Below are 22467 nucleotides of genomic sequence, written 5' to 3'. Positions count from 1 at the left end.
CGATGGCGCCGGTCGCGCCGTGCGTGGCGGTGCTGCGAAGGTGTGCGGTGTCGACGGGCTCACGGTTGGGCGCTCAGTAGTAGGAGTTGATCGTCCAGCCCGCCGCGACGGGCGTGTTCCAGACCGTCTGGCCAGACTCCCCGCAAAAGCTGCTGACCCACGGCGTCGTGATGCCGGCGTACGTCGCCCAGTTCGTCGTCACGATGATCGTGTAGGTGCCAGGCGTGCCCGCCTGGGACAGCGCGTTGTTGATCCCGCCCGAATCGTCCTGAAGCGTCGGCGTCTGGCTCTCCGTATGCCCGAGGTTGTGGTTGCCGCCGTCGGTGATGTCGATGCTCTGCGAGAGCTGCCCGCGGTTGCCGGAGGGCCCGTTGCACATGCCGTCGTTCAGGTGCGCCCACGTGGACGCGACGATGATCCCCGGCTTGGTGAGGTTGACGGTCGTCCTGAACGTATACGAGTACGTGCCATTGCTGCCGTTGTACGAATAGGCACCCGACTGGAAGTTCGTCGCCGGCTGGCTCGTGCAGGCCGAGTAATCGCCCGCGCCGTTCGGGTTGGCCATCACGAGCTGACAGCCCGTGAGCGATGACGCCGGCTCGATTTCGCTTTGCGTTTGCCACCTGCCGCCGCGGCACGACAGCACGCGCCCGTTCGCATCGGTGGAGACGAGCGTCGTGCTCGCCGACGCGGGGGCGATGGCCGCATTCTGCGGCGCGGGCGGGCATGGGTCGCCGACGTTGTTCGCGTTGCCGAGCGCGAGATTGCCCGCTTCGTCCACCGCCAGCGCCTGCCATGCGGCGCCGTCGTACGCATAGGCCCGATTCGTCGCGGCGGTGAGCCGCACGTCGCCCTGATGTGCGCCAACGCCCGCGAGCGCCGCTTCGTCGGCCACCGGTTCGCGCCAGTGATAGGCCGCCTGCGGCACCCACATGTGCTGCGTTCCATCGCAATTCAGGACGTTGCCCGAAGAGTCGGCCGCGATGGCGCCGGGCTGCGTGCAGGCGGCGTAGTCGATCTGCTGCGCGAGCACGATCGGCACTTGCATCGTGTTCGCCTGCGGGTTGCCCGGCACGGCCACGCGGTACAGATAGTCGACGTTCTGCGCCTGCGTGCCGTCGTAGAAGATGAGGCTCGCCAGATGTCCCGTGCCCGTTTTCGTGTTGGTGCAGGACGTATTCGCCGGGTTGGGCGTATCGACCTTCCAGGTGCCGAAGGCGCCGATGGCCGCGCCGCTCGCATTGTTCGTCGCCTGGATCGAGCCACCGCCCGGGCCGGCGTTCGCCGCGATGTAGCCGAGTTCGGGATCGGGAATGGTCCGGCCGCCCTCCGTGACGAGCAGCGCCTGCAACGCCACCGGGCTGGCGCCGCCCGGGGCCGCGTAGACGAGCAGGCACGGCGTCTGACCATACGGGTTCGTGCCGCTCAACGCATTCGACAGGTAGGTCGACAGCTGATACGGCGAGCCGGTCATTTTCACGATCACCGGCGAGGTGGTCGTGGCCTGGGCCGCGAGCGCCGTGTAGTTCTGCCGAATGAGCCGCGTGGCGGCCGCCGTCAGCTGCGACTGATAAAGCGCGGCCTGCTGCGCGCGCGTATCGTCGAGCGACGAGTTCGTGAGCGTGACGAGGCCCGCCATCATCAATGCCGCGAGCGCAAGTACCGCCAGCATCTCCACCATCGTGAAGCCGGACATGCGGCGCGCTGGCCGCGCACGGGGGCCGGCGCGCCGCATGCCGATGCGAGCGAGGGTACGGGTGCGCTCAGTCATACGCTTGCGCCATCCATACCGGCATGCCGTTCGGGATCGCGTTCGCCAGTGCGGCCGGCAGCGGCACGGCCGGGTTGCCGGGGGACACGAGGTTGGCGCCGAGCGCCACGCCGGCCAGCGCCGAGCCCTGCGCAATCTGCTCGATGCCGTCGACCGCGGCCGCGGCGGCCGCCGACGCCGCATAGACCACGACCAGGCTGCCCGCGTAGCCGGTATTGGGCTGGACGTAGTTCCGCCACATCGGATCGGGTACGGTCGCCCCGAGGTAAGGCGCGACGCTCGCCGCCGGCACGCTGCCGGCGAACGACGGGTTGGCGCGCGCGAAGGCCACCACGGCCTGCCGGTAGGCGCTCATGTTCGCCGCGAGCGCCATCGCCGACGGCGCGAGCGGTGCCGGCGCCGCCTCGGCGCCGAGCAGCGCGTAGGCACCGGTCAGCATCGCGAAGGCGGCGACGATCCAGATCAGGAACATGGCAGGCGGCTCGTGGCGTCAATCGGAGTGAAGGCCGATACTCTGGCCTCGATCAGGCGGAGGTCCAGACGATTTTCTTCGCACCACCGGCACAAGCGGCCTGAGCGGCGGCTGGCGTGACCGGCACGGCTTGCGGCGTATCGCCGATAGAGACGGCCGTCCAGGTTCCGCCGGCGGATGCCGCGTTGATGCACACGTCCGTCGGCACGGCATCGAATGTGATCGTGAATGTACCGGTGCCGGTGCCCGCAACGGTGACTGCGCCACCCCAGGCATCGGTGACGGTATTTGCCGCGGTGTCGATGACGAGCGTCGTCGGGATGATGCCGGCGGCAATGGCGACGGTCGTCGTCAGCCCGTTGTAGCCGTTGGTCTGCCCCATATACAGCTTCTTGACGCCGGTCTGGATGGCCGTCACCTGCTCGGCCGTCTGATTCGACGAAGCACTGCCGAATGCGCCGCGCAGCAGCGCAATCGCGCCGATGACGACGATTGCGGCGATCCCGAGATAGGCGATCGCTTCGAGCAGGGTGGCGCCACGCTGCATGTGCCGCGCCCCACGGCTGCCCACCCGGGCGCGAATCGATGCGACGGTCTTGACATTCATGTTGCTCTCCTTGGTTTCCTCAATCGGCACGCGAGAAAGACGTGCCCCCTACCTTCAACACCCGTTCGTTTGCACTGCGCTTGCACGTCATTACACGGCAGGCTCAATGCACACTCCGGGCCAAAGCCGCAATTTCCTGCTGAATTCCGAAGAAGCCGCTGATGAGCCACGACAGCACGAGCGCGAGCACCACGATCGCCGCGCCGTTGACCACGCGCATCTGCGCCTCGATCGTCTCCACGCCGTCGGTCATCCATTCGTTGGCGATCGCGTGCAGCGCCTCGGCGAAGCCCTTGTATTCGGCATACACACACAGATCGTCGACGATCTCTTCCGAAGGAAACCGGTAGCCGGCGTTCTTCATCGCCTCGCCGACGTTGAGCCCCGACTTCACGCCGAACAGCATGTCGTCGATTCGCTGCCTGAGCCACGGCGTCGCATCGGCGGCCAGCCGCGCGAGCGAGCGTTCGACCGTGAAGCCCGCAGCCTGCAGCGACGAAAGCGCGACGAGAAAACCGCAGCCCGTAATGAGCCGATAGATCGAGTAAGGCGGGTAGCGGTCGAGCCAGGCCCGCACGTTGCCGGACCAGCGCGGCATCGAGTACAAGAGCGCCGCGACGAGGATCACGAGCACCACGAGGCAGTAGATCATGCCGCCCTGCACGAACCGGGACAGCTCGTAGAGCGACTTCGCGACGCCGTGCCAGCGCTCAGGGCTCACGATCGACGCGAAGCGCGGAATCACGAGCTTGCCGAAGAGGTACACGTACCCGATCGTCATCGCCACGATCACGCACGGGTAGGTCAACCCGCCGACGATGGCCGTCCGGATCCGGCGGCCGTACTGCACGACGTTGCACACGTTCAGCAGCGCGGCCTCGAGGCGCCCGGACTGCTCGCCCGCCATGACGATCATCTGCTCGGTATGCGGCACCCACCACGCCATTGCCTCGGCCAGCATGCCGCCGTTTTGCACGACGCCGCGCCAGTCCGCGAGCGTCAATGCCAGCGGCTCGTTCGGCTTGCGGCCCTCGTGCGACGCACGCAACTCGAGCTCCTCGAGAATCTTGAGCAACGGCAAACCGTTCGCGAGCATTTTCGCGATCTTGCGATAGAGCCGCAGGCGCGCCTGCGTCGTGAGTTGCAGGCGCGCCCAGCGCCGGTTGAGCTCAAGTGCCATAGCCGCTTCCGAGCGGCTGCGGCCGCCCCCCGCTGCCCTGCATGAACGGCCCGACCACGCGCTCCGCCATGCGCGGATCGACGAGGCCTGCCGCCACTTTTTCGAGCGCGTGCTGCGCGACCGTCTGCCCCGCGAGCTCGCCGAGCCAGTACGCGTGCGCATCGGGCTTGCGCCCGGCGCGCAGCAATTCGCAAAACGTCGCGTCGGTGCGCACGACCTCGGCCACCACGGTCCGGCCGACCGTGCCGTTCTTGCAATGCGGGCAGCCCGGCCCGGCCACGCGCACCGCGTCGAACCGCGCGCCGACGGCGCGCTTCAAGCGCGCGACGAGCCCCATGTCGAGCTGCGCCATCGACTCGGCCAGCGGGCGCGAGCAGTGCGGACACAGCAGCTTGACGAGCCGCTGGCTGATGAGCCCCGTGACGAGCGATTCGTCCGTCACCATCGCGATCGGCAAGCCGAGATCGACGAGACGGTCCACGATCGCGAGCGCGCCGTTCGCGTGCACCGTCGTCCAGACCTGATGGCCCGTCATCGCGGCGCGCAACGCGCTTTGCGCCGATGCACGGTCGCGCACTTCGCCGATCATGATCGTATCGGGATCGAGCCGCATCGCGTTCGCGATCGCGGCGGCGAACGCGAGCGAGCGCGCCTCTTCCGTCGGCGCGTTGACGACGGGCGTCTGCACGGCGCCCTCGATCGGGTACTCCACCGGGTCTTCCACGGTGATGACGTGGATCGAGCCGGCCATCTCGCGCAGTTGCCTCGTCAGCACGCGCTGCAACGTCGTGGATTTGCCCGAGCCGGTCGGGCCGCTGATGATGTTCATGCCGTGCGGCTGCTGCGCGAGCAGCTCGAACGCGCTCGCCTGCGCCACCGTGAAGCCGAGCTCGGTCAGGGCCGTCGCCTCGCCCGCATCGTTGTAGAGCAGCCGCAGCACCATGACGCTGCCGACGCTCGTGGGCGCCGTCGCGATCCGCACGCCGAAAAGCCGGTCCGGCAGCTTGTCGCGATCGCCGATGGCCGCGTCCTGGCGTTCGTTCGGCTTGTAGGTGTTGTCCGATACGCTCGACATCGCCGCGTAAAGCGTGGCGAGCAGCCGCTCGCCGTACTCGCGCGTCTGCTCCGACATGCGCACGAGTTCGTTGTGGATACGAAAAAGAATCTCCGTGCTGAAGCGGTTCACACGGATATGGATATCCGACGCACGCTCGTCGCACGCCCGCGCGATCAGGTTCTTCGCGACGGCCTGCATCTGCGTGTGATCGATGCGCTCGGCACTGCCGTCGCGGCGCGGGCCCTGATAGCTGCGCCTGATCGCATCGAGCGTCACGAGCCGCGTCGTATAGCGGCAATTGAGCCGTTCGAGCCTCGCGCAGTACGACAGCACGAACGGATTCATTTCGTGCCCTTCGGCAACGAGCAGCGTACCGTCGTCGAGCAGACAGAGAAACTTGCGCTCCTCGTCGCTCGCGGCGAACTCGCCGCTGTCCGAAAGCGGGCGCGCCACCGCGGCGAGCGGCAGCGCCTGCCCCGGCGGCTGGCTTTGCGACGCCGTTTGCGCGGGCCGCACCGAAGCGGCGGCGGCCGCGGCCACGGCGCTCAGCACCGGCTCGCGTGGCCGCGCAACCGGCGCGAGAGCCGGCGCGGCGGGGGCCGCGGGCTGAACCTGCGCAACAGGCGGATCGGTTTCGATCGGCTTCACGGCGCGCGAGAGAATCAGCGGCGTCACGCTCGTGGGCGTCTTGCCCGGCGGTGTGGGAGACGAACTCATCGCGTCACCTCGCAGGCATCGGCAACGCAGGCAGCGTCGGTATCGGCGGCACGCCGGGCGAGCCTGTCGACGCGACGTTGCGCGCGGGCTGCTGCCGCGCGCTCGCGGAGACGGTCAGCGTCGTGCGCCGTCCGTCCTGCGATGCGAGCACGATCGCACCCGGGCGAATGGCCGCCACCCGCATGCCGTTGGGCAGCGTATCGCCGGGCCCGACGTCGAACTCCGCGCCGTCGCTCGTCGCCACGGTTGCGCCGAGCTGCTTGCCGAGCCCTTGTGTCGCCACGAGCGACACGTCCGAATACGACGAGACGGTACTGCCCATCCGGTGCAGCGCTTCTTGCCGCTCCGCCACCTGCGCCTGCGCATCGAGCTTTTTCAGCTGCGCCTTGAGGATCATCGTTTCCTCCTGTAGCCGCATCAGTTCGTTGGCTGCCTGCACGGCGGCCGGTGTCGGAACGACGTTCATGCGCGGCGCCGCTTCAGCGGGCGCGGCGGCCGTGGCGGCTGCGGCGCTGGCCTCGCCGAACGCGACCAACGGCCACGCCCAGCAGCAGGCGAGCACCAGCACAGTCAATGCATCGTCATTTCTCATAGAGCACTCCGTCGAGCGTCCACTGCCCGGATTTGTATGAAAGCGTCTCGACGCGCACGCCCGGCTCGTCGAGGTACGTGATGAGGCTGTCGGGCCGCACGTCGCCCAGTTGCGCCGACATGCGCCAGGTCTGCCAGCTCGGCGCCGGGGGCGGGCCGCCGCCCGGATGCAGCCGGTCCAGCGTTTGCGAAGCGAGGCCGCGCTGCGGCGCGCTTGCCGGTTGCAGCGTGAACGTCAGGCCGATGCCCAGCAACTGGAAGGCGGAAAGCATGCGCAAGCGCACGCCGTGCACGCCATCGAGTACTTCGTCTCCCCCTGCGGGCAAGGCCAGCGGCTCCACGTAGCTCGCATGCTCGCCGTTGCCGTCGATCGTCGCGCGCGGCTCCGCCGCCATCAGCATCGCCACGTTCGATCCGCCCCGCGACCAGCTGTAGCTGACGTTCGACGCGCGGCAAACGTAGTCGTCGAGTTCCCAGCCGCCCGGCGCGATATGCGTGAAGTGATCGAGGCACGCGCGAACGAACGCATCGGGCCGCGGCGCGCCGGCCCACGGGTGCGCGGCTTCGGGGGGCGCCGCGGGCTTGGGCGGATGCAGCGCGAGTTCCGCGCGCATCCGCTCGAACGCCTGCTGCCGCTCGAGTTCCATCCGGTGGCGCCGATACGCGACGATGCCAGCCGCCACTGCGGCCGCCACCATGATCGCGGCGGCGACCAGCAGCACCTCGCGCCGCGGTGCGCGCCGCGAGACCCGCGACAGATTGAGCCAGCGCGGCAAATGCGGCTTGCCGCCCCGGCGCGGGATCATGTCCTCGATGCGTCGCGCGTAGAAGTTGTGGAACCCCTGCACTTCCAGCTGCGGATCGCCGATGACGACGTTCCAGCCGCCGAGGCTGTAATCGCCGTGCAGTCGCTCGAACACGTCTTCGCTCGAACCGATCCAGTCGCCGTTCGGCAGGAACGCGCCGTCGCGCACGGCGAAGTAGGCCCAGCGCCCGTCGGGCAGATGAAACGCACCGAGCCAGTTGGGCGCCGGCTGCTGGCGTCCGTCGTAGAACGCGCCTTCGGCCGCGATCGTCTTCGACACGAGCGCGCCGAGCGACGGCAAGCCCAGTTGCGCGCCCTCGCGCGTGCTCGCGAAACCCACGCCCGCGAAGGTGCGGTCGATACGCAGCACCATCGCATCGAAATTCAGGCGCGCGGCGAGTTCCACGGCCTCCGCGCGCAGCGCGTGCCGGCGCGAGAGCGATTGCCAGAAAAGGCCGCATATGAAACGCTGGCGGCCGATCTGGATGACTTGCGTCGCCATGACGGATCCTGTGCCCGAGCGCGCGTCAAGCGCCGTTGATCGCGATCGGCGACAGCAGGATGACGATCACCTCGCGCGTGCCCGACGCGTTGAATCCGCCCATCGCGTAGTTCGACGGATGGCCGACGCCTTGCCGGTTATCCTGATCGGTGATGCCCTCGTAGCCGCTGATGACGAGCGTTTGCCCCGACTTCACGGCGATGCGCTGCAGGAAGTTGCGCGTGTCGACGGTCGGCAGCTGGATCTGCTGGTTCGCCGGGCCGAACGGCGCAAGGTTCACGAGCGACGAAATGTTGCTGTAGAACTGCATCATGATCGTGCCGTCGTCGAGGATGTGCGGCAGCACCGTGAGGTTGAAACCGGTCGTGATCGTGCCCGGCGTGAGCGACGTCTGGCTGCCGATGTTGACGGTGTTGGTCGTCGAGATCTGCGCGAGATAGCCTTGCTGCTCGGCCACCTGCACGGGAACGGGCTGATCGTTGAGCGTCGTGATCGAGGCCGAGGTCTTGCGGTGCACCGTGCCCTGCGTCGAAAGCGCATCGATGATGGCCGTCGTGCTCGAGGCGCGGCTCGACGGTGTGATCACCGTGGCCGAGAGCTCGCTCGGGTTCTGGATCATGCTCGTGAACGCGGTGGTGATGCCGAACTGCGTGCCGAGCGCCTGATAGACCGCGTGCCAGTTGATGCCGTAGCTGTCCTGCGCGGAAAGCGTGACCGACAGCACCGTCACGTTGACGAGCACCTGCCGCGCGAGCACGCGGTTCTGCTGCTCCATGAACTCGCCCACGCGTTCGAGCACGTCGGGCGTATCGGTGACCGAGATCGAGCCCGTGGCGGGCGAGGTGATGACCGAGCCTGCCGGAGAGAGCATCGCCTTGATCGCCGTCTGCAAGCCGTTGTACACCGAGAGCTGCGCGTTCATCGTGATGTTCGCGGTGTTGTCCGACGACACCGACGGCGAACCGGACGTCCCGCCGCCTCCGCCGCCGATGCCCGCGCCACCGGCGCCCGATCCGCCCGCGGCCCCCGCGCCGTTGCCCGACGCGCCGCCGCTGTTGCTCGCACCGCTCACGACGTTCGTATCCAGCCTCGAGTCGCCCGGAATGGCGACCACCTGGTAGACGCGCGTGGCCGTGTAGAAGAAGACGATCGCGCCGTCCTCGTACTTCCAGTAGACGCCGAAGCGGGCCGACGCCGTGTCGAGCAGCCCGCGCAGCGTGCCGCGCGAATACGCGATGCGCACGGGCGACGATACGTTCGGCACGCGCGCGGCCACCGTCGCGGCGCTCGTGCTCGGCGCGGGCCCCTGCAGCAGGCCCGGTGGCAGCGGCGGCACGCCCGGATAGGCTCCGGCGCCGCCCGTATCGACCGCGGTCTGCGTCGCGCGCGCGGCCGCTTCGCTCGTGCCCGGCGCAACCTTGGCCGGCAGGTGCGCGAGGCGCGAAATGCGATCGGCGAACATGCGCAGCGAATCGACCGTGCCGTCGAAGCTCGCCGGCTCGTCGAAGAGCTTCGGCAGCGTCGATTTCGCGGCGATCTTGATCGTCTTGCCCGACAGCCAGAGTTCGTCCTTGACGATGACGTCGTCACTGCCCGGCACCGCGCGGTTGTCGCCGTTCGACAGCTTGCCGAGCAATTGCCCCGCACGCGCGGTATCGGCCTGCGAGCTGCGCTCGATCTTGTCCAGGAGGCCGGTGCACCCCGCGAGCAGCGAGAGGCAGGCGGCAAGGATGACGAAAGGACGACGGAGGACGCTCATCAACTTGCTCCTTTGGGAACGACGCGCATGACGCGGTTGCGCTGGTACAAGACCACCTGAATCGGCACCTGCGCGCCGGCGAGCGCATTGGTCACCTGACGCAGCGCTTCGGTAAGCGTGCCGTGTATCGTGGCCGTCGCGTCGACCTGAAAATCGGTCGGCACGTCCCAAATGAATTGCCAGCCGGCTTCGCTCGCCCAGCGCGCGAGCGCATTGCGCACGGAGCCGTCCGACAGGCGCATCTGCCACTCCGTGCGCTCGGGCGCCGCCGCGGGCGCGAACGCCGGCGTCGCGGCGGGCGCCCACGATGGGGCCGGCGACTCCGGGCCGGACGCCGGCTGCATGGCGGCGAGCAGCGGGGGCTCGATGGCGTCACGCTTTGCCGGCGCCGGTACCTGCGCTCGCGGCGGTGCTGAAACAAGTGCCGGTACCGATGCCGGCATCGCCGGCCCGGCTGCCGGTGCGGGCGACGTCACCGGAGCGGGTGCCGGTGCCGGTGCCGGTGCCGGTGCCGGTGCCGGTGCCGCCACGGGCAGGACCGCCGGTGCTGCCGCCGGTATGCGAGCCGATGCCGGTGCTGCGGGCGTCGACGTCGAAACGCGCGCCTGCGCCACGGCCTGCGCCTGTGCAATGGCAGGCCCCGCCGCGGACGCCATCGCCGTCGCGCCCGTGGGCAACGTGGAAGACGCATTCGTGGCGGCACCGTTCATCCGTGACGCCGCGCCGGCCGCCTGCGAGGCAGGCCGCGGCGCGTCAACGTTTGCGCGCCGTGCATGCGCAGTCACCGTGAGCAAGCGCATATCCGTATCGATGCGCGCCTGCAGCGCGGGATCGACCGACAGCACCTCGCCGAGCGCGTGCGCGACCGACGAGCCGGCGCGCCAGCTCACGGGCGCGTCGGCCCAAGCGCCCGCGTTCGGCACATTGATGCTGTAACTCGTCGGCATGATCTGCTCGAGCGCGCGCAGCAACGGCACGTCGTGGCCGCCCGTGCGCACGACGCCGCCCAGGCGCTGCCCGCCGTCGACGATCACTTGCTGATCGGAAGCGTGCGCGACCGTGCAGGCGAACCAGACGCCGCACATCAGCGCCCGAATTGCCGGCGGCATCGCCGCTATCCAGACATTCGCCCTCGCCCGGTTCCGCCTCTTGTCGCTCATGCACCTCGGATGCACCGGAAGCTCTATTTTTCTTGTTGCCACGTTCTTTTCAATCTACTTGAACCATGCCAATAGCCGCCCTAAAAGCAGTACAGAAAGGCGTCAGGAATTCGAAAGAAATTATGTAAGAAAACAGTAACGCCGCGTAAGGATAGCACTACAGCTCAATGGGTGTTTACGGCAACGTACAACGCACCTTTAAGTAAAAAAATAATCCTGGAAAATCATCCTGTCTCGGCCGGCATGGATGATACAGGCACTGGCGCAAGAACGTCGCCTTCGCGACGCAAGCCCCGCCCAGCATGGCTCTGTGGCAGCCGCCATGTTTTTTTTGGACGTTTCTGCGCGAATCGCGGAATGGCCACCCTGGAAATATGGCAGATACAAACGTGTGCTATGGCGCCGTTCGCGGGCAAGCCGCCAATTGGGTGCCGTACAGGTGGTATCCGGAAATCCGTGGGTCAGGCGGATTGATATTCAGATTCCATTGTTTAATCTTTCTGAATAAACAAGCGCGAACTGATTCACGGCGCGCTCCAATCGTGCCGGGAACCGGTCCACTTGACCAAGACGCTGCGCAGCGCCAGCCGGATCAGCTTGAGCGCCGCCTCATCCGACTGGAAGTGGCCGCGCCGTGATCATCTTCCGAAGCTGCATGTGCTCGACTCGAGTTTGCGTGGCATGAAGCGGCCCCCTGGCCGTCGGTTCATGCGTCACACACGAAGATCCGGACAGGCTCGCCGTGCACCGCGCCAAACGGCGCACGGCGGCGGCAAACGTAACAAATCATCAAAAAGCCGCGACGCAGGCCTCCCGCTCGTGCGTGAAAGTCCACCGCGGCACCGCCCTATCCGGCACATGCCGATCCCAACCGAAGGTAACAAACCATCACAAACACGCGCCTGAATCGGCCCGCGATGAAAACATGCGCTCACGGCTTCACGAATCGTTTCACGCCGCTTAACGCATCGCTCATTGAGTCAGGAGCACGACATGTTCTCAACGATCTACTTCGCCGCCGCCTCGGCCCTCGCTTTCGACGACACCCCCGCGGACGTCGCCTCGAAAATGCTCCACGGCCAGTTTCTCGACGCTGTCCGCCACGCCGCACGCCATGCCGATACCGACACGGCGCAAGCTCAGCCCGGCTACGCACAGCTGCAAGTCTGCGCCGACCTCGAGCTGATGCTCGGCCGCCATGAAGAAGCGGAGGAAACGTATCGCCGCGCGCAAAAAGCCATTCGCGCCCATCGCGACGGTCTGCGTATCGCGTCGTGCCGCAATACCGGCTGGCAAGCCTTGTTCCGCAACCAGTTCAACGTCGCGCTCAGTTGCTTCAAGCGCGTCGGCGAGGAAAAGGCGGCCACGCCGCGCCAACGTCTCGACAGCCTCCTCGGTGCGACGCTCGTTTCGTTTCATCTGGGCTTGATCCAGGCAGCGTGCCATCGCCTCGGCGAGCTGGCCGCTCTGGCGGCAACGCATGGCGATCGCCGTTGGAGCTACCTCGTGGACGCGCTGCGGCGGGACCTCTTCGCGCAGCACGAACTGCACGGTGCGGAGCGGCTCGCCGACCACATCTACTGGCGCTCGGCCATCGCGGAGTTCGAGCCGAGCGAGGCACCGGTACCCGGCTCGCAGCCCGCCGGGACCGTGCTGCCGCTGCTGGCCGAGCGACTCTCGCACCTGAGCCGGCTCGTTTCGCTGGCCGACGGCCGGACGAGCGCGGGCGAAACGCTCAAGCAATACGTGAGCTGGAGCCGCCAGGCCGGCCTCAACGATTACCACCGCAGCCTGTGTCTGGAAATCACGCTGGCCGCGATCGCCGGCCACGCGACGCCGTTGGCCGAAGCGATGCTCGATGCGTCCGGCGCGGCGAATTCGCAAGGCAGCCAGCATGCGCGCTGGTACCTCGACTACCTCTACTGCCGCGCGAAGATCATGCAGCAGCAGATGCGCACGCAGGAATTCGCGCAGTTCTACGGCCGCTACGCGCTCGCGTCGATTCAGCACGTGCGCGCGGACAGCATGTCGATGCCCGCCGCCGCGGCCGATCACATGCAGGCGTCGCGCACGGCGCAGCGCTCCGACGACGTGAGCGCGCGCCTGCCGGCGAAATACCGCCGCGCCTATCGTTACCTGATGGACAACCTCGACCAAAAGGACCTTTCGGTGCGCGAAGTGGCATCGCATGTGGGCGTGACCGAGCGCGCGATGCAGGCAGCGTTCAAGAACCACCTCGGGCTGTCGCCGAGCGAGCTGATCCGGCGCCAGCGGATGGAGCGCATTCGCGGCGATCTGCTCGACGACGGCGCACCGGCCACGCGCGTGCTCGACGTCGCGAACAAGTGGGGCGTGCGCCATCGTTCGACGCTGGTCAACGGCTACCGGCGCGTGTTCCAGGAAGCGCCGTCGGAGACGATGGGCCGCTGAGGGCAGCGGTGTGCGGCGCCCAAGCGCCTGCACCGCCGATCGCCAACACGGCCGGCCCACGGCTTTTTTCGCCAACGCCGTCCGACGAAACGCAAACGCGTGGGTCGGACGGCGTTTTCATTCGCACGTCGGTGCGAAGCGATTCCCCGCACCGCTTCTCTTACCGGATGATCCATGATGCGACCATTCACCCCCAAGCCGGCGCTCGTGCTGGCGCTTGCCATTCTGTCCGCGCGGCCCGCCGAAGTGCGCGCGCAGACTCCCGACTGCTTTGCAGCGGCTGCAGCCTATCAGCAGGTGAGCCCCGTCGTGCTGCGCGCGATCGCGTGGCAAGAATCGCATGGCAATGCGAACGCGCTCCATCGCAACCGGAACGGTTCGACCGATTACGGCATGATGCAGATCAACTCGATTCACCTTCCGCTGCTGTCGCGCTACGGCGTCTCGGCGGACGACCTCATGAACCCATGCCTGAGCGTCTACGTGGCTGCGTGGCACCTGCACAAGATGATGGTCAAGTACGGGAATACCTGGGCGGCGATCGGTGCCTACCATTCGGAGACACCTGCCGAGCGCGACCGCTACGCGCGTTCCGTGGAACACATCGTCGAGCGCATGAAGCTGACGGATGACGGGCAGTAAGACGAGGGGGTAGCCGGGGAGACCCGGCTGCCGGCGAACGTCGTCAAGCGAGAATGCGACGTTGCATGAAGAAATCGTCCCGCATGGCGAGCGCCAGGGCAAGCACGAAGCGCAGACGAAGCAGGAACAAGGCAGGCAGGACGTGTGGACGATCAGACCGGGGCGTTCGCGAGCCGCGCGCGAAAACGCCGCGGCCCGCCGCAGCCGTTACTGCCCCTTGGCGGCGTTCGAAATGTTGCTGGCGCCCTTGTTACCCACCGACGCCAGCGCCGATGTGAGCTCCTGCGACTGCTGGTTGACGGCGGCCGCCAACGTGTTCGCGTTGTTGAGCCGCGTCATCTCGCTTTGCTGCCTCATGAAGTCGTTTTGCATCGCGGCCATTTGCGTCACGGGGTCCCCTGCGCCGAGGGCCGATGGACGCACGATGTCACCCGCCGCATGCATCGCGGTGGACGCGATACCAGGCGGCAGAAAGTGGCTTCCGGCATGCAGCGCCGAACTCAGCACCTGTGCACCGACGTTCCCCGCGCGCCCCGGCAGGCTCGCGAAGTTGCGCGGCGGCGGAGGAGGCGGCGGCGCGCCGTCGGCCCCCTTGAAGCTGGACAGCCCGTCCAGTTGGCCTTTGCTGCGCGCGGGCGCTTGCTTTTGCGCGCCGTCGGTCGCACCGTTCTTCGTCCCTTTCTCGAATTTCGCGATAGTGGACTGGACGAGCCCCGGTTGAATTCCTAACTTGCTCATGGAGAACTCCTTGAGTGACATGACGATTTCCGTCGCCGGCAACATCGCTCGATGTCGGTGCGGTACGGTCCCCGCATCCCACTCACGCGGAGCGATATCGAGGAATGCAAGCCCAAGCTTATGCTCCACGGCATTGCGCCACGCAAGCGACGCGACGCGGCGAGCGAAATTGCGAAGCGCGCATGCGGCAAATGCGATGAAGTGCGCAGATGGGTCCGCACTCGCAGCACCGCGCCGGCATCGACGTGCGCTTTTTTGCACGCCACTTCGGAATCGGCAGGCTGCCACCGTTATGTCGTTTTACCTTTCCAACACGAGAACCCACGTTCGCAAAGCGCGAAGACGGAATCGACGGGCGAGACACGTCGACCACCTGGACGCGATGAGGCAGCGCGAAAGTCCATCAGGGCCTTTGTCGCGAGGCGACGTCGAACGATCGAAATCAACCGAAAGGAAACGTCATGACGATCAGAAACAGCACGCAAGTACGGTCATCATCGCTCGACCTCCCGCGCGACAACGCGCAGCCCGCGCCGGCCCCGCGCCAACGAAGCGCATCGATGACCGGCCCGCGCCCCTCCGGCGGCGCATTGCTCGGCGCTCTGGGCAATGCGCCCGCCCTTCCGGCGCACACCGGCAACCATGCACCGGCGCAGCCGGGCCCGCTTTCGACGACATCGCAACCGGCCGGGACGGTACAGCAGCTCCCATCGCCGCCGCTGCCGGCGCCGATGCCGGTCAGGCGCAGCTCGCTGCCTACGCGCGCATCGTCGTCAGGCTCCGCGATCGGCCGCCAAGGCGGCTCACGGTCGCTGCCCGGTTCGGGCAAGCTGGGCGCTCAACGTGCAGCCCTGGCGGACGAGGCGATACCGGTGCTCAACTTGTCGGGCGGCGGGGAGTCGAGCGAAGAAGTGCCCGTACACGAGGAGCCGCGGCCACGCACGCCTGCATCGCAGCACGACAGTGCGGCGCCCGTTCGACATCAGGAGACCGTGGAAACGAAAACTCCCGACAAGCAACCGGCCACGTCGCGTTCGGGCAGCCCGTTGCCGCACGAGAACGCGGCCACGGGGCTGACAGCCGCGACGACGAGCGAGGCGGAATCGACTCCCGACACGTCGCGCGCGGCCAGCCCGGTGCCGCTCCCGAAAGAGGCGCCCGCGCTCGAAGAAAAGGCAACGACGAGCGCCGCGCCACCGCAAGACGAACCGGTGCCGACAAAAAACACTTTCACGACGCTTTCCCAAGCGGAAGCCTCATCGTCGCGCCTGCCCGACACACCTTCGTTGCCCAAGGGGCACGACACGGCGTCCCGGAGCGCCCTCTCCCCGAAGCCGGCCAGCTTCTCGGCGCCTCACGTCGTCGCGCACGACATCGACAGTCAGGATTCCGAAAGCCCGACCGAGGCAACCGTTCCGAGCGCGTCGTCCCGGGTAGCGCCGGAAACCCGCACGCTGGCCGCCGCCGCGACATCGGTGCCCGCGGAGATCTCGGTCGCGCAGACCGAGGGCACACGTCCGGCATCGGCCGCCTCGATCACCAACAACCTGTCGGCCGCGCTGTCCCGGCCGGGGCAGATCCAGTCGTTCATCTCGAACGTCGGCGACATGCTGACCCGGAATCCCTACGGCGCCGCGCAACCGCTCAAAGGGTGGACGGCCAACCTCGTCAACGCGTTCAGTCATGAATTCGTCGCAACCGGCGGCGCCACGCTCTTCCGGGAGTTGTGCTCGATGGCTGCCGAAGCAGTCCTCGACAAGACGGGTGCCGGGCCCGAAACACGCGGCGCAATTACGGCCACGCTGTTCACGGCGGCCGCGATGGGCAACCTGGCCGCGATGTTGCACAAGTATCACACCGGCGCCGCGGACAACAAGACCTACGCGGGCCACGGTGCGCAGATCTTCGCGCTGATAGCAACAGTGGCCACCGCAGCCTATACCGGCAAGAACGACGAGGGCAACGGGCACCTTGGGCAGCTCTCCAGCATACTGCCTAGCGCGATCAAATCGTACGCATACCTGGCGCGCGACGTGATCAACGTGTTCCGCCCGCTCGAAGGCAATCACGACGCAGGCTACGAGCACCCCGTCAGAGGTCAGCTGCTCAACGACGCTCCGTATTTCGGAAACCAGCTCGCCGTGAACACCGCGCAGGGCAGCTCGCAATGGTCGGCCCCGTCCTACGTCGACAGCCTCATTCACCACACGAAGAGCAACGCAGCGATCAAAGGCCTGTTCGGCTATTCGGCGGCGAATGCCGCCGGCGAGGGGCTGGATGCGATCGGGGGACGCGTGGCCTCGGAAATCGCGACGCACGGCTTCACGGGCAAGGCGCTCGATGAACTGAAGACGCTGCGCCTGAGCTGGGGCAAGATCGACACCTCCGCAACCAGCACGGCCAGGCAGCTCGGGGACAAGGCGGCCGGCGCGGGAATCGCGCGTCTCAGCCTGTTCCTCTCCCTTTATGCCGCCACCGCCGTGGTCAATCACGCCGTGGAGGGTAAAGGCGATTGGTCCGCCGGCGGCAAGAGCTTCGCGGAGAACGCGTTGGGCGCACTGCTCATCATCGCGGGATGCCTGCCGTTTGCCGCGAGCACGTCGGGACCGTCGAACCGGTCGAACGAGGGGCGAACGATCGGCGCCGACAACGCGGTGGAACTGGGCGTGATGCATCGCACGACCGCCTGAGCAACCGCGGTGCGCCGAGCAAGCGAAACGACGCGGGTTCGCGCAGGTGGCCGCATCGGTGGCGCGGCGGCTCGCCTGCCGCAAGCCGCTTGCATCGGCATCGCGGTCGCCACCCGGTTCGGCGGTTCGGCTATCCGACGGCGACTTCGCATCCGTCAACGCACTGTAAGCGCCGGGCAATAAATTAGGTTTCGCGGGCGGCCGCTATCGGCCCTCCATCAGCAGCTGATGAATACCGTCATTCTCACGCGGAGAAAATCATGTCCACTACAGCAGTACAAGGCTATAACGCCGGCTATCTGAACGGCATCGATGATGTCGGCGGCATCGGCGGCACGAACGAATCGCAGCTCGCACAACTGCTCGAGTTGCTCATCGAAGAAATCAAGCAGATTCTCGATCCCTCCAGCCAGAATTCAGGCGATGCGGGTGGCGTGGGCGGCATCGGCGGCGGTACGCCTTCGTACTCCGCGCCGCCCGCCTATGCCGGCGGCGGCGGCACCGCACCCGCTGGCGTGAGTGGCGGCGGTGGCGGCCAGGGCGGTGGGGGCGCGGCGCCGGGCATAGGCGGCGGTGGAAGCGGTGGCGGCGGCAGCCACGGCAACACGCTGCCCACTGTATCGGGCGGCGACGCCGCGCACGCCATCGCACAGGATCTCAAATCGCGCTACGGCCTGACCGACGCGCAGGTAGCCGGCGTGCTCGGCAACCTGCAGCAGGAAAGCGGGCTGCAAGGCAACGTCAATCAAGGCGGCGCGAAGGGCGCGCCCTCCGGCAACTTCGCGGACGACAACGCCAACGGCTGGGGTCTTGCGCAATGGGGCGGCACACGCAAACAAGGCGAAATCAACTATGCGAAGGAGCACGGGCTCGACCCGGGCAGCCTCGAAGCCAACATCGGCTTCATGAATCAGGAACTCGACACGACGTACAGCAAGACGATCACGGACATCAAGCAGACGACGACGGCGGAACAAGCGGCCCTGGTCTGGGACAAGGACTACGAACAGGCCACCGATCCGCAAATGGAAAACCGCAACAAGTACGCCGAGCAATTCCTCGCGCAAGGTTTCTGAACGCGAACGCGTCCGCCCCCCGGGGCGTTTGAAGCTCGCACGATCCCGCCCGATGTCCGGGCGGGATTTTTTTGCCGCGCGAGAACACCGCTCGCCGGCAATTTACGAACTACCCGGTCGCGCCCACGCAGATCAAATCTGCGACGCGATGGCGCCGGCGGCGGTGCGCCGTATTCATGAGGAGGCTCGTCGAAGCGACGGCAGCGGGAGGATGTCGCAAGCGTTGCGCTTGCTCGGACACGACGTCGGCCTTGTCGAGCTCGATCGTTGATGCGTCAGGCGCGGCTGGTGCGGTCCAGGCGCGTACACCGTTATCGGGTGGCAGGTCGAGAGCCCGATTGCGCCGAATCGGCTTGCACGACGATTCGATCCGGCGCGGTGCAATCGGGCATCAGTCTCGTTCGAGCAGGCGTCGCATGGCAAGGCGCACGTAGGGATCGGCACTGTCCTCGTGTGCCGTCGCATAGCCATGCCACGACGGATCGTCGAGGACTTTCAGGCAGATTGCCTTCAGTTCGGGCGCGCGATCGTCGGGCAATCCGTTCACGATCTGCCACGCATCGTGCGGACGCCCGCGCACCAACGCGATCGTCACGGCAAACACGTGCACCTCGCGCGTTTCGGGGTAGACATCGTGCATGCGCGCCAGCAGCGCCTCGGCCTCGTCCAGCTCGTTGGCCTCGATATGCTCGATGATCGCCTGCGCCATGGCCGGCGCATCGGCCGGCAGTTCGGTAAGAAGCTCCATCATGCTCGTCACCGTCCGTGCATCAGGCTGCGCCCGTGCCCGAGGTCAGCGTTCGCACCGCCTCCTTGCCGCCCGCCAATGCGAGTGCGGTAGCGGCGCCCTCCGGCGTCAGGTTTTCCGCGAGCGCCGTGCCGCCCTCGAGCGCCTCGAGCCCACCCGTCGCAATGGCCCCCGCCCCCGCAAGGGCTTCCTTCGGGTTGCCGCTCAGCAGCCCCTTGCCGAACGTCGCCGCGCCGTGCAGCGCGTTGCCGACACCATGAAGGACATCCCCGGCAGCCTTGGTGACATCCCCGACCACGCTTTTCACAATATTGCCGATGAAGCTCATTCGTTTTCTCCTTGATCGTGAAAGAAACGCGCGTTCGATGAAACGCGCGGAACCGAACCGCGCGAAGCCGGCCCTCGTTCCAATCTAATGAATGCGGATGCGAACGCGTTCGCGCGCGCGAAGCCGCACCGCGAAAACCGAATGAGCGACACCCGCGAGACGGCTCGGCGGCAGGCCGCCGCGAACCTGCTTCGTCAATCCGGACGACGCTTCGCGCGGTTCACGGGAGTGTCATGACCGGCCTGCACAGTCCAGTCCATCCTGTCTCCTGGTCCGAGAACATCATGGCTGCTCCACCGAAGATCGAGTTCCGGTCGCGTGCGATCGAATCCGCCGCCCTCACCCGCACGCCGAGCGACCCCGGCCCGTCCACGGGAGCGAAGCCCGCGCCGGTGCCAACCCGGCGCGCGAGTGCCGGCGCGCTCATCGACGAGCTCGGCGGCCTCGGCAAGCGCCCGCGCGCGGAAGGTCCGCCCACCGCGCCCGCTGCGCCCAAGCCCGCCGCGGCTATCGCACCGCAGAAGCCCGGTGTGGACGACATCGGCGCATTCGTGCCGGGTGCCGGCGGCAAAGGCCGGCGCTTCGCCGATTTCGCGCACGCGATGGGCGTCAACCGCAAAGGCATGACGTTGACGGCCTTCGCCGCCAAGCGGCCCGCGAAAGACGGCCTGAACGGCGTATCGACGGCGGCGCACGGGCAGTTCGGCTACGACGCGGCGCCCGCCACCGACCTCGTGAACGCGCTGGCCTCGGGCTCGGCCGCCGCCGCCGCGCATTCGATCCATCGCCGTTACGAAAACAAGGTCAAGGCGATGCTCGCCGCCGACGTCGAACGCTTCGAGCACCCCGAAAAACGCCCGCCGGGCGCGCCGATGCCCAACCAGGTCGACAACCTGCTGCTGACGAAAAACGGCAACGGACAATGGCAATACGACACCGGCAAGCTCTCGCGCATTGCGCGAGACGACGCGCATCCGCTCACGCAGCATGCCCGCGACGTATTGACCGCCATGAGCATCGCCGAGAACAAGGGCAAGCAACGTAACGGCGCGCTCTACCAGTCGGTCACGTCCGCCATCGGCCTGACGGCAAGCGGGCTGCTCGTGGGCGGCTCGCACGGCGCGCTGGCGCCGCTCGCGGCATCCGGGCACCTGACCAACGCGGTCAAGGAAGCGCTCGATTTGAAGAAGCCGTTTGTCGAAGGACGGCAAAACCTGCGCAATGCGAAGGCCGCCACGATTCAACGCTACGTCGACACGGTATTGGCCCCGCACGACTACACGGGCCAGACGCAGGACGAGCGCCTGCGCGCGGCGCTGCAAACGAGCCGCGCGAAGATCGACGATCTGCGCGCCATGGAGGCGCGGCCGGCGGACGAAGGCCTGCCCGCGGACTTGCGCAGCCCGCAGGCGCAGGCGGGTATCTATGCGTCGCTCTATGACGATGCACGCCGCTACGCCAACAGCACGACGTCGTTCGGCAAGCGCTTGATCTCGGGCATGCACGCCGAAGACAAGGCGAAGGTACACAAGGATGCCGAGCGCGACATCGTGGTCAAGCACATTCTGTCGATGGTCGCCAGGAGCATCGGGCGCCTCGATCCGGCCACGCTCGCGGCGCTCGCGGGTGCCGACATGGCAGTCGATGCATCAGCCTCGCAGCGCGCCAGGCAGGCGCTCGCGATCGTGGGCAACCATCCGCGCGCGAGCCGCAACCAGGATCTGATCGCCGCGCACACGCTGCTGACGGACAGCGGCATTCCGAAGGGCGAAGCGGCACTGCTGCTTTCGCAGCTTGCACGCGCGCGGCGCGAAAAACCGCAAGAGGCGCCGGCGCCGCGCGATACATCGGCTTCCGGCCTGAGTGCCGTACCGCTGACCGACAGCGAGCGGCTCAAACAGATCGCCAACATCATCGGGCAGCCCGGCCTCACGGCAACCGCCGCGAAGACGGCGGAGGACCTCATCAAGAAAAACCTCGGGCTGAGGTCTTGACGCGCGGCGCGGCGGCGCGCGCAATCGCGACGCCCTCGCCGCGGCGCGCAGCCGGCGATGATTCGCCGGTTCGCGGCACTCGACGAAACTTCGGGATACGCGGGCTATCCGCCACCGTGCGCGCTTACCGTGAAGCGGGGTGGCCGTCGGCCGTCATCGCCGTCCATGCCGCCCTGACCTTCAATGCGAAAGGGAGAACCGATCATGCGATTCGCGTTCGCCGGCTTCGATCGCTGGCGTGTCGTCTTCGACGCGTTCGTCGCCGCCGGCTGGGAGCCTGTGGCGCTCTACTCGATTCCGGTCGACAACCGGCTCGACTTCAATAGCGAACTCGTCGAGCGCGCGGACAAGCTGCGTATTCCGGTGCAGCTGTCACGCATGAACGAAGACGATCTGCGCCGGCTCGCCGAACGGCAATGCGACGCACTGATCGTGGCCGGCTACAACTGGAAGATTCCGGCGTGGCAGCCCTATCTGCGCCATGCGGCCAACTTCCATCCGTCACCGCTGCCCGACGGGCGCGGCCCGTACCCGGCCATGCGCGCGATCCTCGAGGGGCGGCGCGAGTGGGGCGTCAGTTGCCATCGAATCGATGCCGATTTCGATACCGGGGAGATCGTCGATGCCGAATGCTTTCCGCTCGATGCCGACGAATGGCACGAGACGCTGCAACTGAAGCTGCAGATGGCCGCCCATCGGCTGGCCACGCGCGTGGCCCGTGACTTCGATCGGCTTTGGAACGAACGGCGTCCGCAAGGTGCGGGCAGCTACTGGCCGCGCGTTGCCGATGCCGAGCGCACGATCGATTTCGCGCGGCCCGTGGCCGAGGTGATGCGCGTCGTGCGGGCCTGCGGGAACGTCGAATCGATCGCGCCGCTCTTCGGCACGACCGTCCACGTAAGGCGCGCCACCGCGTGGCAGGAAGCACACACGTACGAGCCCGGGCAGATCGTGCATCAGTACCGGCGCTGGGTCGTGGTCGCCGCGCAGGACGGCTTCGTCGCCTTGCTCGAATGGAGCCCGCTGAACGCGTCCCTTCGTCGGCAGATGGAGGGCTGAATCGGGACATCGGTTGCGCGGGTAAACGACGAAGCGGCCGCGCTGCGGTGTATCGCAGCGCGGCCGCCGATTGTGGCCGCTTGTCACCGATCGTTGCTTCCTGCACCTCCCGATCGGCGGCCGCTCGGGTCGCCGATCGGG

18 protein-coding genes and 2 pseudogenes are annotated in these 22467 nt (G+C 67.3%); 7 read left to right on the top strand and 13 right to left on the bottom strand.

The window, feature by feature from the left end; all coding sequences use genetic code 11:
- Window positions 1-73: 73 nt before the first annotated feature.
- From pilV to CFB35_RS20445, 10 genes and pseudogenes are all read right to left on the bottom strand, one after another.
- Complete coding sequence (pilV, locus tag CFB35_RS20490) at window positions 74-1771, bottom strand: shufflon system plasmid conjugative transfer pilus tip adhesin PilV (protein WP_089465497.1); 1698 nt, start codon at window positions 1769-1771, stop codon at window positions 74-76.
- Window positions 1764-2243: a type IV pilus biogenesis protein PilM gene (gene pilM, locus CFB35_RS20485; protein ID WP_060967711.1), complete on the bottom strand. Its 480-nt coding sequence runs from the start codon at window positions 2241-2243 to the stop codon at window positions 1764-1766. The genes pilV and pilM overlap by 8 nt, the downstream gene beginning before the upstream one ends.
- A gap of 52 nt (window positions 2244-2295) precedes the next feature.
- Window positions 2296-2850 carry a type 4 pilus major pilin gene (locus tag CFB35_RS20480; protein ID WP_089465496.1) on the bottom strand — a complete coding sequence of 185 codons (555 nt, stop codon included), beginning with the start codon at window positions 2848-2850 and terminating at the stop codon, window positions 2296-2298.
- Window positions 2851-2953: 103 nt separating this feature from the next.
- Entirely contained in the window at window positions 2954-4030 is a 1077-nt protein-coding gene (locus CFB35_RS20475) for a type II secretion system F family protein (protein ID WP_089465495.1), read from the bottom strand.
- Window positions 4020-5804, bottom strand: a complete 1785-nt coding sequence (locus CFB35_RS20470; RefSeq protein WP_089465494.1) for a GspE/PulE family protein — start codon at window positions 5802-5804, stop codon at window positions 4020-4022. The genes CFB35_RS20475 and CFB35_RS20470 overlap by 11 nt, the downstream gene beginning before the upstream one ends.
- A gap of 4 nt (window positions 5805-5808) precedes the next feature.
- Window positions 5809-6396, bottom strand: a complete 588-nt coding sequence (gene pilP / locus CFB35_RS20465; protein WP_089465493.1) for a type IV pilus biogenesis protein PilP — start codon at window positions 6394-6396, stop codon at window positions 5809-5811.
- Complete coding sequence (gene pilO2, locus CFB35_RS20460; RefSeq protein ID WP_089465492.1) at window positions 6386-7702, bottom strand: type 4b pilus protein PilO2; 1317 nt, start codon at window positions 7700-7702, stop codon at window positions 6386-6388. The genes pilP and pilO2 overlap by 11 nt, the downstream gene beginning before the upstream one ends.
- 25 nt (window positions 7703-7727) lie before the next feature.
- Window positions 7728-9461, bottom strand: a complete 1734-nt coding sequence (locus CFB35_RS20455) for a PilN family type IVB pilus formation outer membrane protein (protein WP_060311202.1) — start codon at window positions 9459-9461, stop codon at window positions 7728-7730.
- The gene (locus CFB35_RS20450) at window positions 9461-10621 is read right to left on the bottom strand and encodes a toxin co-regulated pilus biosynthesis Q family protein (protein WP_226094075.1); all 1161 of its coding nucleotides are present in this window, start codon (window positions 10619-10621) and stop codon (window positions 9461-9463) included. Before CFB35_RS20450 ends, CFB35_RS20455 begins: the two co-directional genes overlap by 1 nt.
- 477 nt (window positions 10622-11098) lie before the next feature.
- A pseudogene (locus CFB35_RS20445) lies at window positions 11099-11281 on the bottom strand (IS256 family transposase); the annotation flags it as partial.
- 333 nt (window positions 11282-11614) lie between these two features.
- Between CFB35_RS20445 and CFB35_RS20440 the strand changes: the two are divergent.
- Complete coding sequence (locus tag CFB35_RS20440) at window positions 11615-13051, top strand: helix-turn-helix transcriptional regulator (protein WP_059582676.1); 1437 nt, start codon at window positions 11615-11617, stop codon at window positions 13049-13051.
- Window positions 13052-13225: 174 nt separating this feature from the next.
- Window positions 13226-13693, top strand: coding sequence for a lytic transglycosylase domain-containing protein (locus CFB35_RS20435; RefSeq protein WP_059582679.1), 468 nt, complete (start codon window positions 13226-13228; stop codon window positions 13691-13693).
- Window positions 13694-13900: 207 nt separating this feature from the next.
- On the opposite strand, the gene CFB35_RS20430 is transcribed toward CFB35_RS20435, so the two are convergent.
- Entirely contained in the window at window positions 13901-14452 is a 552-nt protein-coding gene (locus tag CFB35_RS20430; RefSeq protein WP_226094076.1) for a hypothetical protein, read from the bottom strand.
- A 539-nt stretch (window positions 14453-14991) separates the two neighbouring features.
- Here CFB35_RS20430 and CFB35_RS20425 point away from each other — a divergent pair.
- The 3 genes and pseudogenes from CFB35_RS20425 to CFB35_RS20410 all read left to right on the top strand — a co-directional run.
- Window positions 14992-17121 (top strand): hypothetical protein, encoded by a 2130-nt coding sequence (locus CFB35_RS20425; RefSeq protein WP_089465773.1) that lies wholly within the window; start codon window positions 14992-14994, stop codon window positions 17119-17121.
- A 260-nt stretch (window positions 17122-17381) separates the two neighbouring features.
- Window positions 17382-18197, top strand: coding sequence for a phage tail tip lysozyme (locus CFB35_RS35045; RefSeq protein WP_059582682.1), 816 nt, complete (start codon window positions 17382-17384; stop codon window positions 18195-18197).
- 90 nt (window positions 18198-18287) lie between these two features.
- A pseudogene (locus CFB35_RS20410) lies at window positions 18288-18663 on the top strand (IS3 family transposase); the annotation flags it as partial.
- On the opposite strand, the gene CFB35_RS20405 reads toward CFB35_RS20410, so the two are convergent.
- Together CFB35_RS20405 and CFB35_RS20400 are read right to left on the bottom strand one after the other, a co-directional pair.
- Entirely contained in the window at window positions 18589-18948 is a 360-nt protein-coding gene (locus CFB35_RS20405) for an HrpB1 family type III secretion system apparatus protein (protein ID WP_059582684.1), read from the bottom strand. The pseudogene CFB35_RS20410 and the gene CFB35_RS20405 overlap by 75 nt on opposite strands.
- Window positions 18949-18967: 19 nt before the next feature.
- On the bottom strand, window positions 18968-19273 hold the full coding sequence (locus CFB35_RS20400) for a hypothetical protein (protein WP_059582687.1): 306 nt from the start codon (window positions 19271-19273) through the stop codon (window positions 18968-18970).
- A 233-nt stretch (window positions 19274-19506) separates the two neighbouring features.
- Between CFB35_RS20400 and CFB35_RS20395 the strand changes: the two genes are divergently transcribed.
- Together CFB35_RS20395 and CFB35_RS20390 are read left to right on the top strand one after the other, a co-directional pair.
- Window positions 19507-21267: a hypothetical protein gene (locus CFB35_RS20395; protein ID WP_059582688.1), complete on the top strand. Its 1761-nt coding sequence runs from the start codon at window positions 19507-19509 to the stop codon at window positions 21265-21267.
- Window positions 21268-21471: 204 nt separating this feature from the next.
- Window positions 21472-22326 carry a methionyl-tRNA formyltransferase gene (locus CFB35_RS20390; protein WP_059582691.1) on the top strand — a complete coding sequence of 285 codons (855 nt, stop codon included), beginning with the start codon at window positions 21472-21474 and terminating at the stop codon, window positions 22324-22326.
- Window positions 22327-22467 lie beyond the last annotated feature (141 nt).

This window comes from Burkholderia sp. AU16482 (genome assembly GCF_002223285.1).
Classification (GTDB): Bacteria; Pseudomonadota; Gammaproteobacteria; order Burkholderiales; family Burkholderiaceae; genus Burkholderia; species Burkholderia semiarida.
Note: the sequence above shows the minus strand (reverse complement) of the source record. Positions and strands in the feature narration are given on the sequence as shown.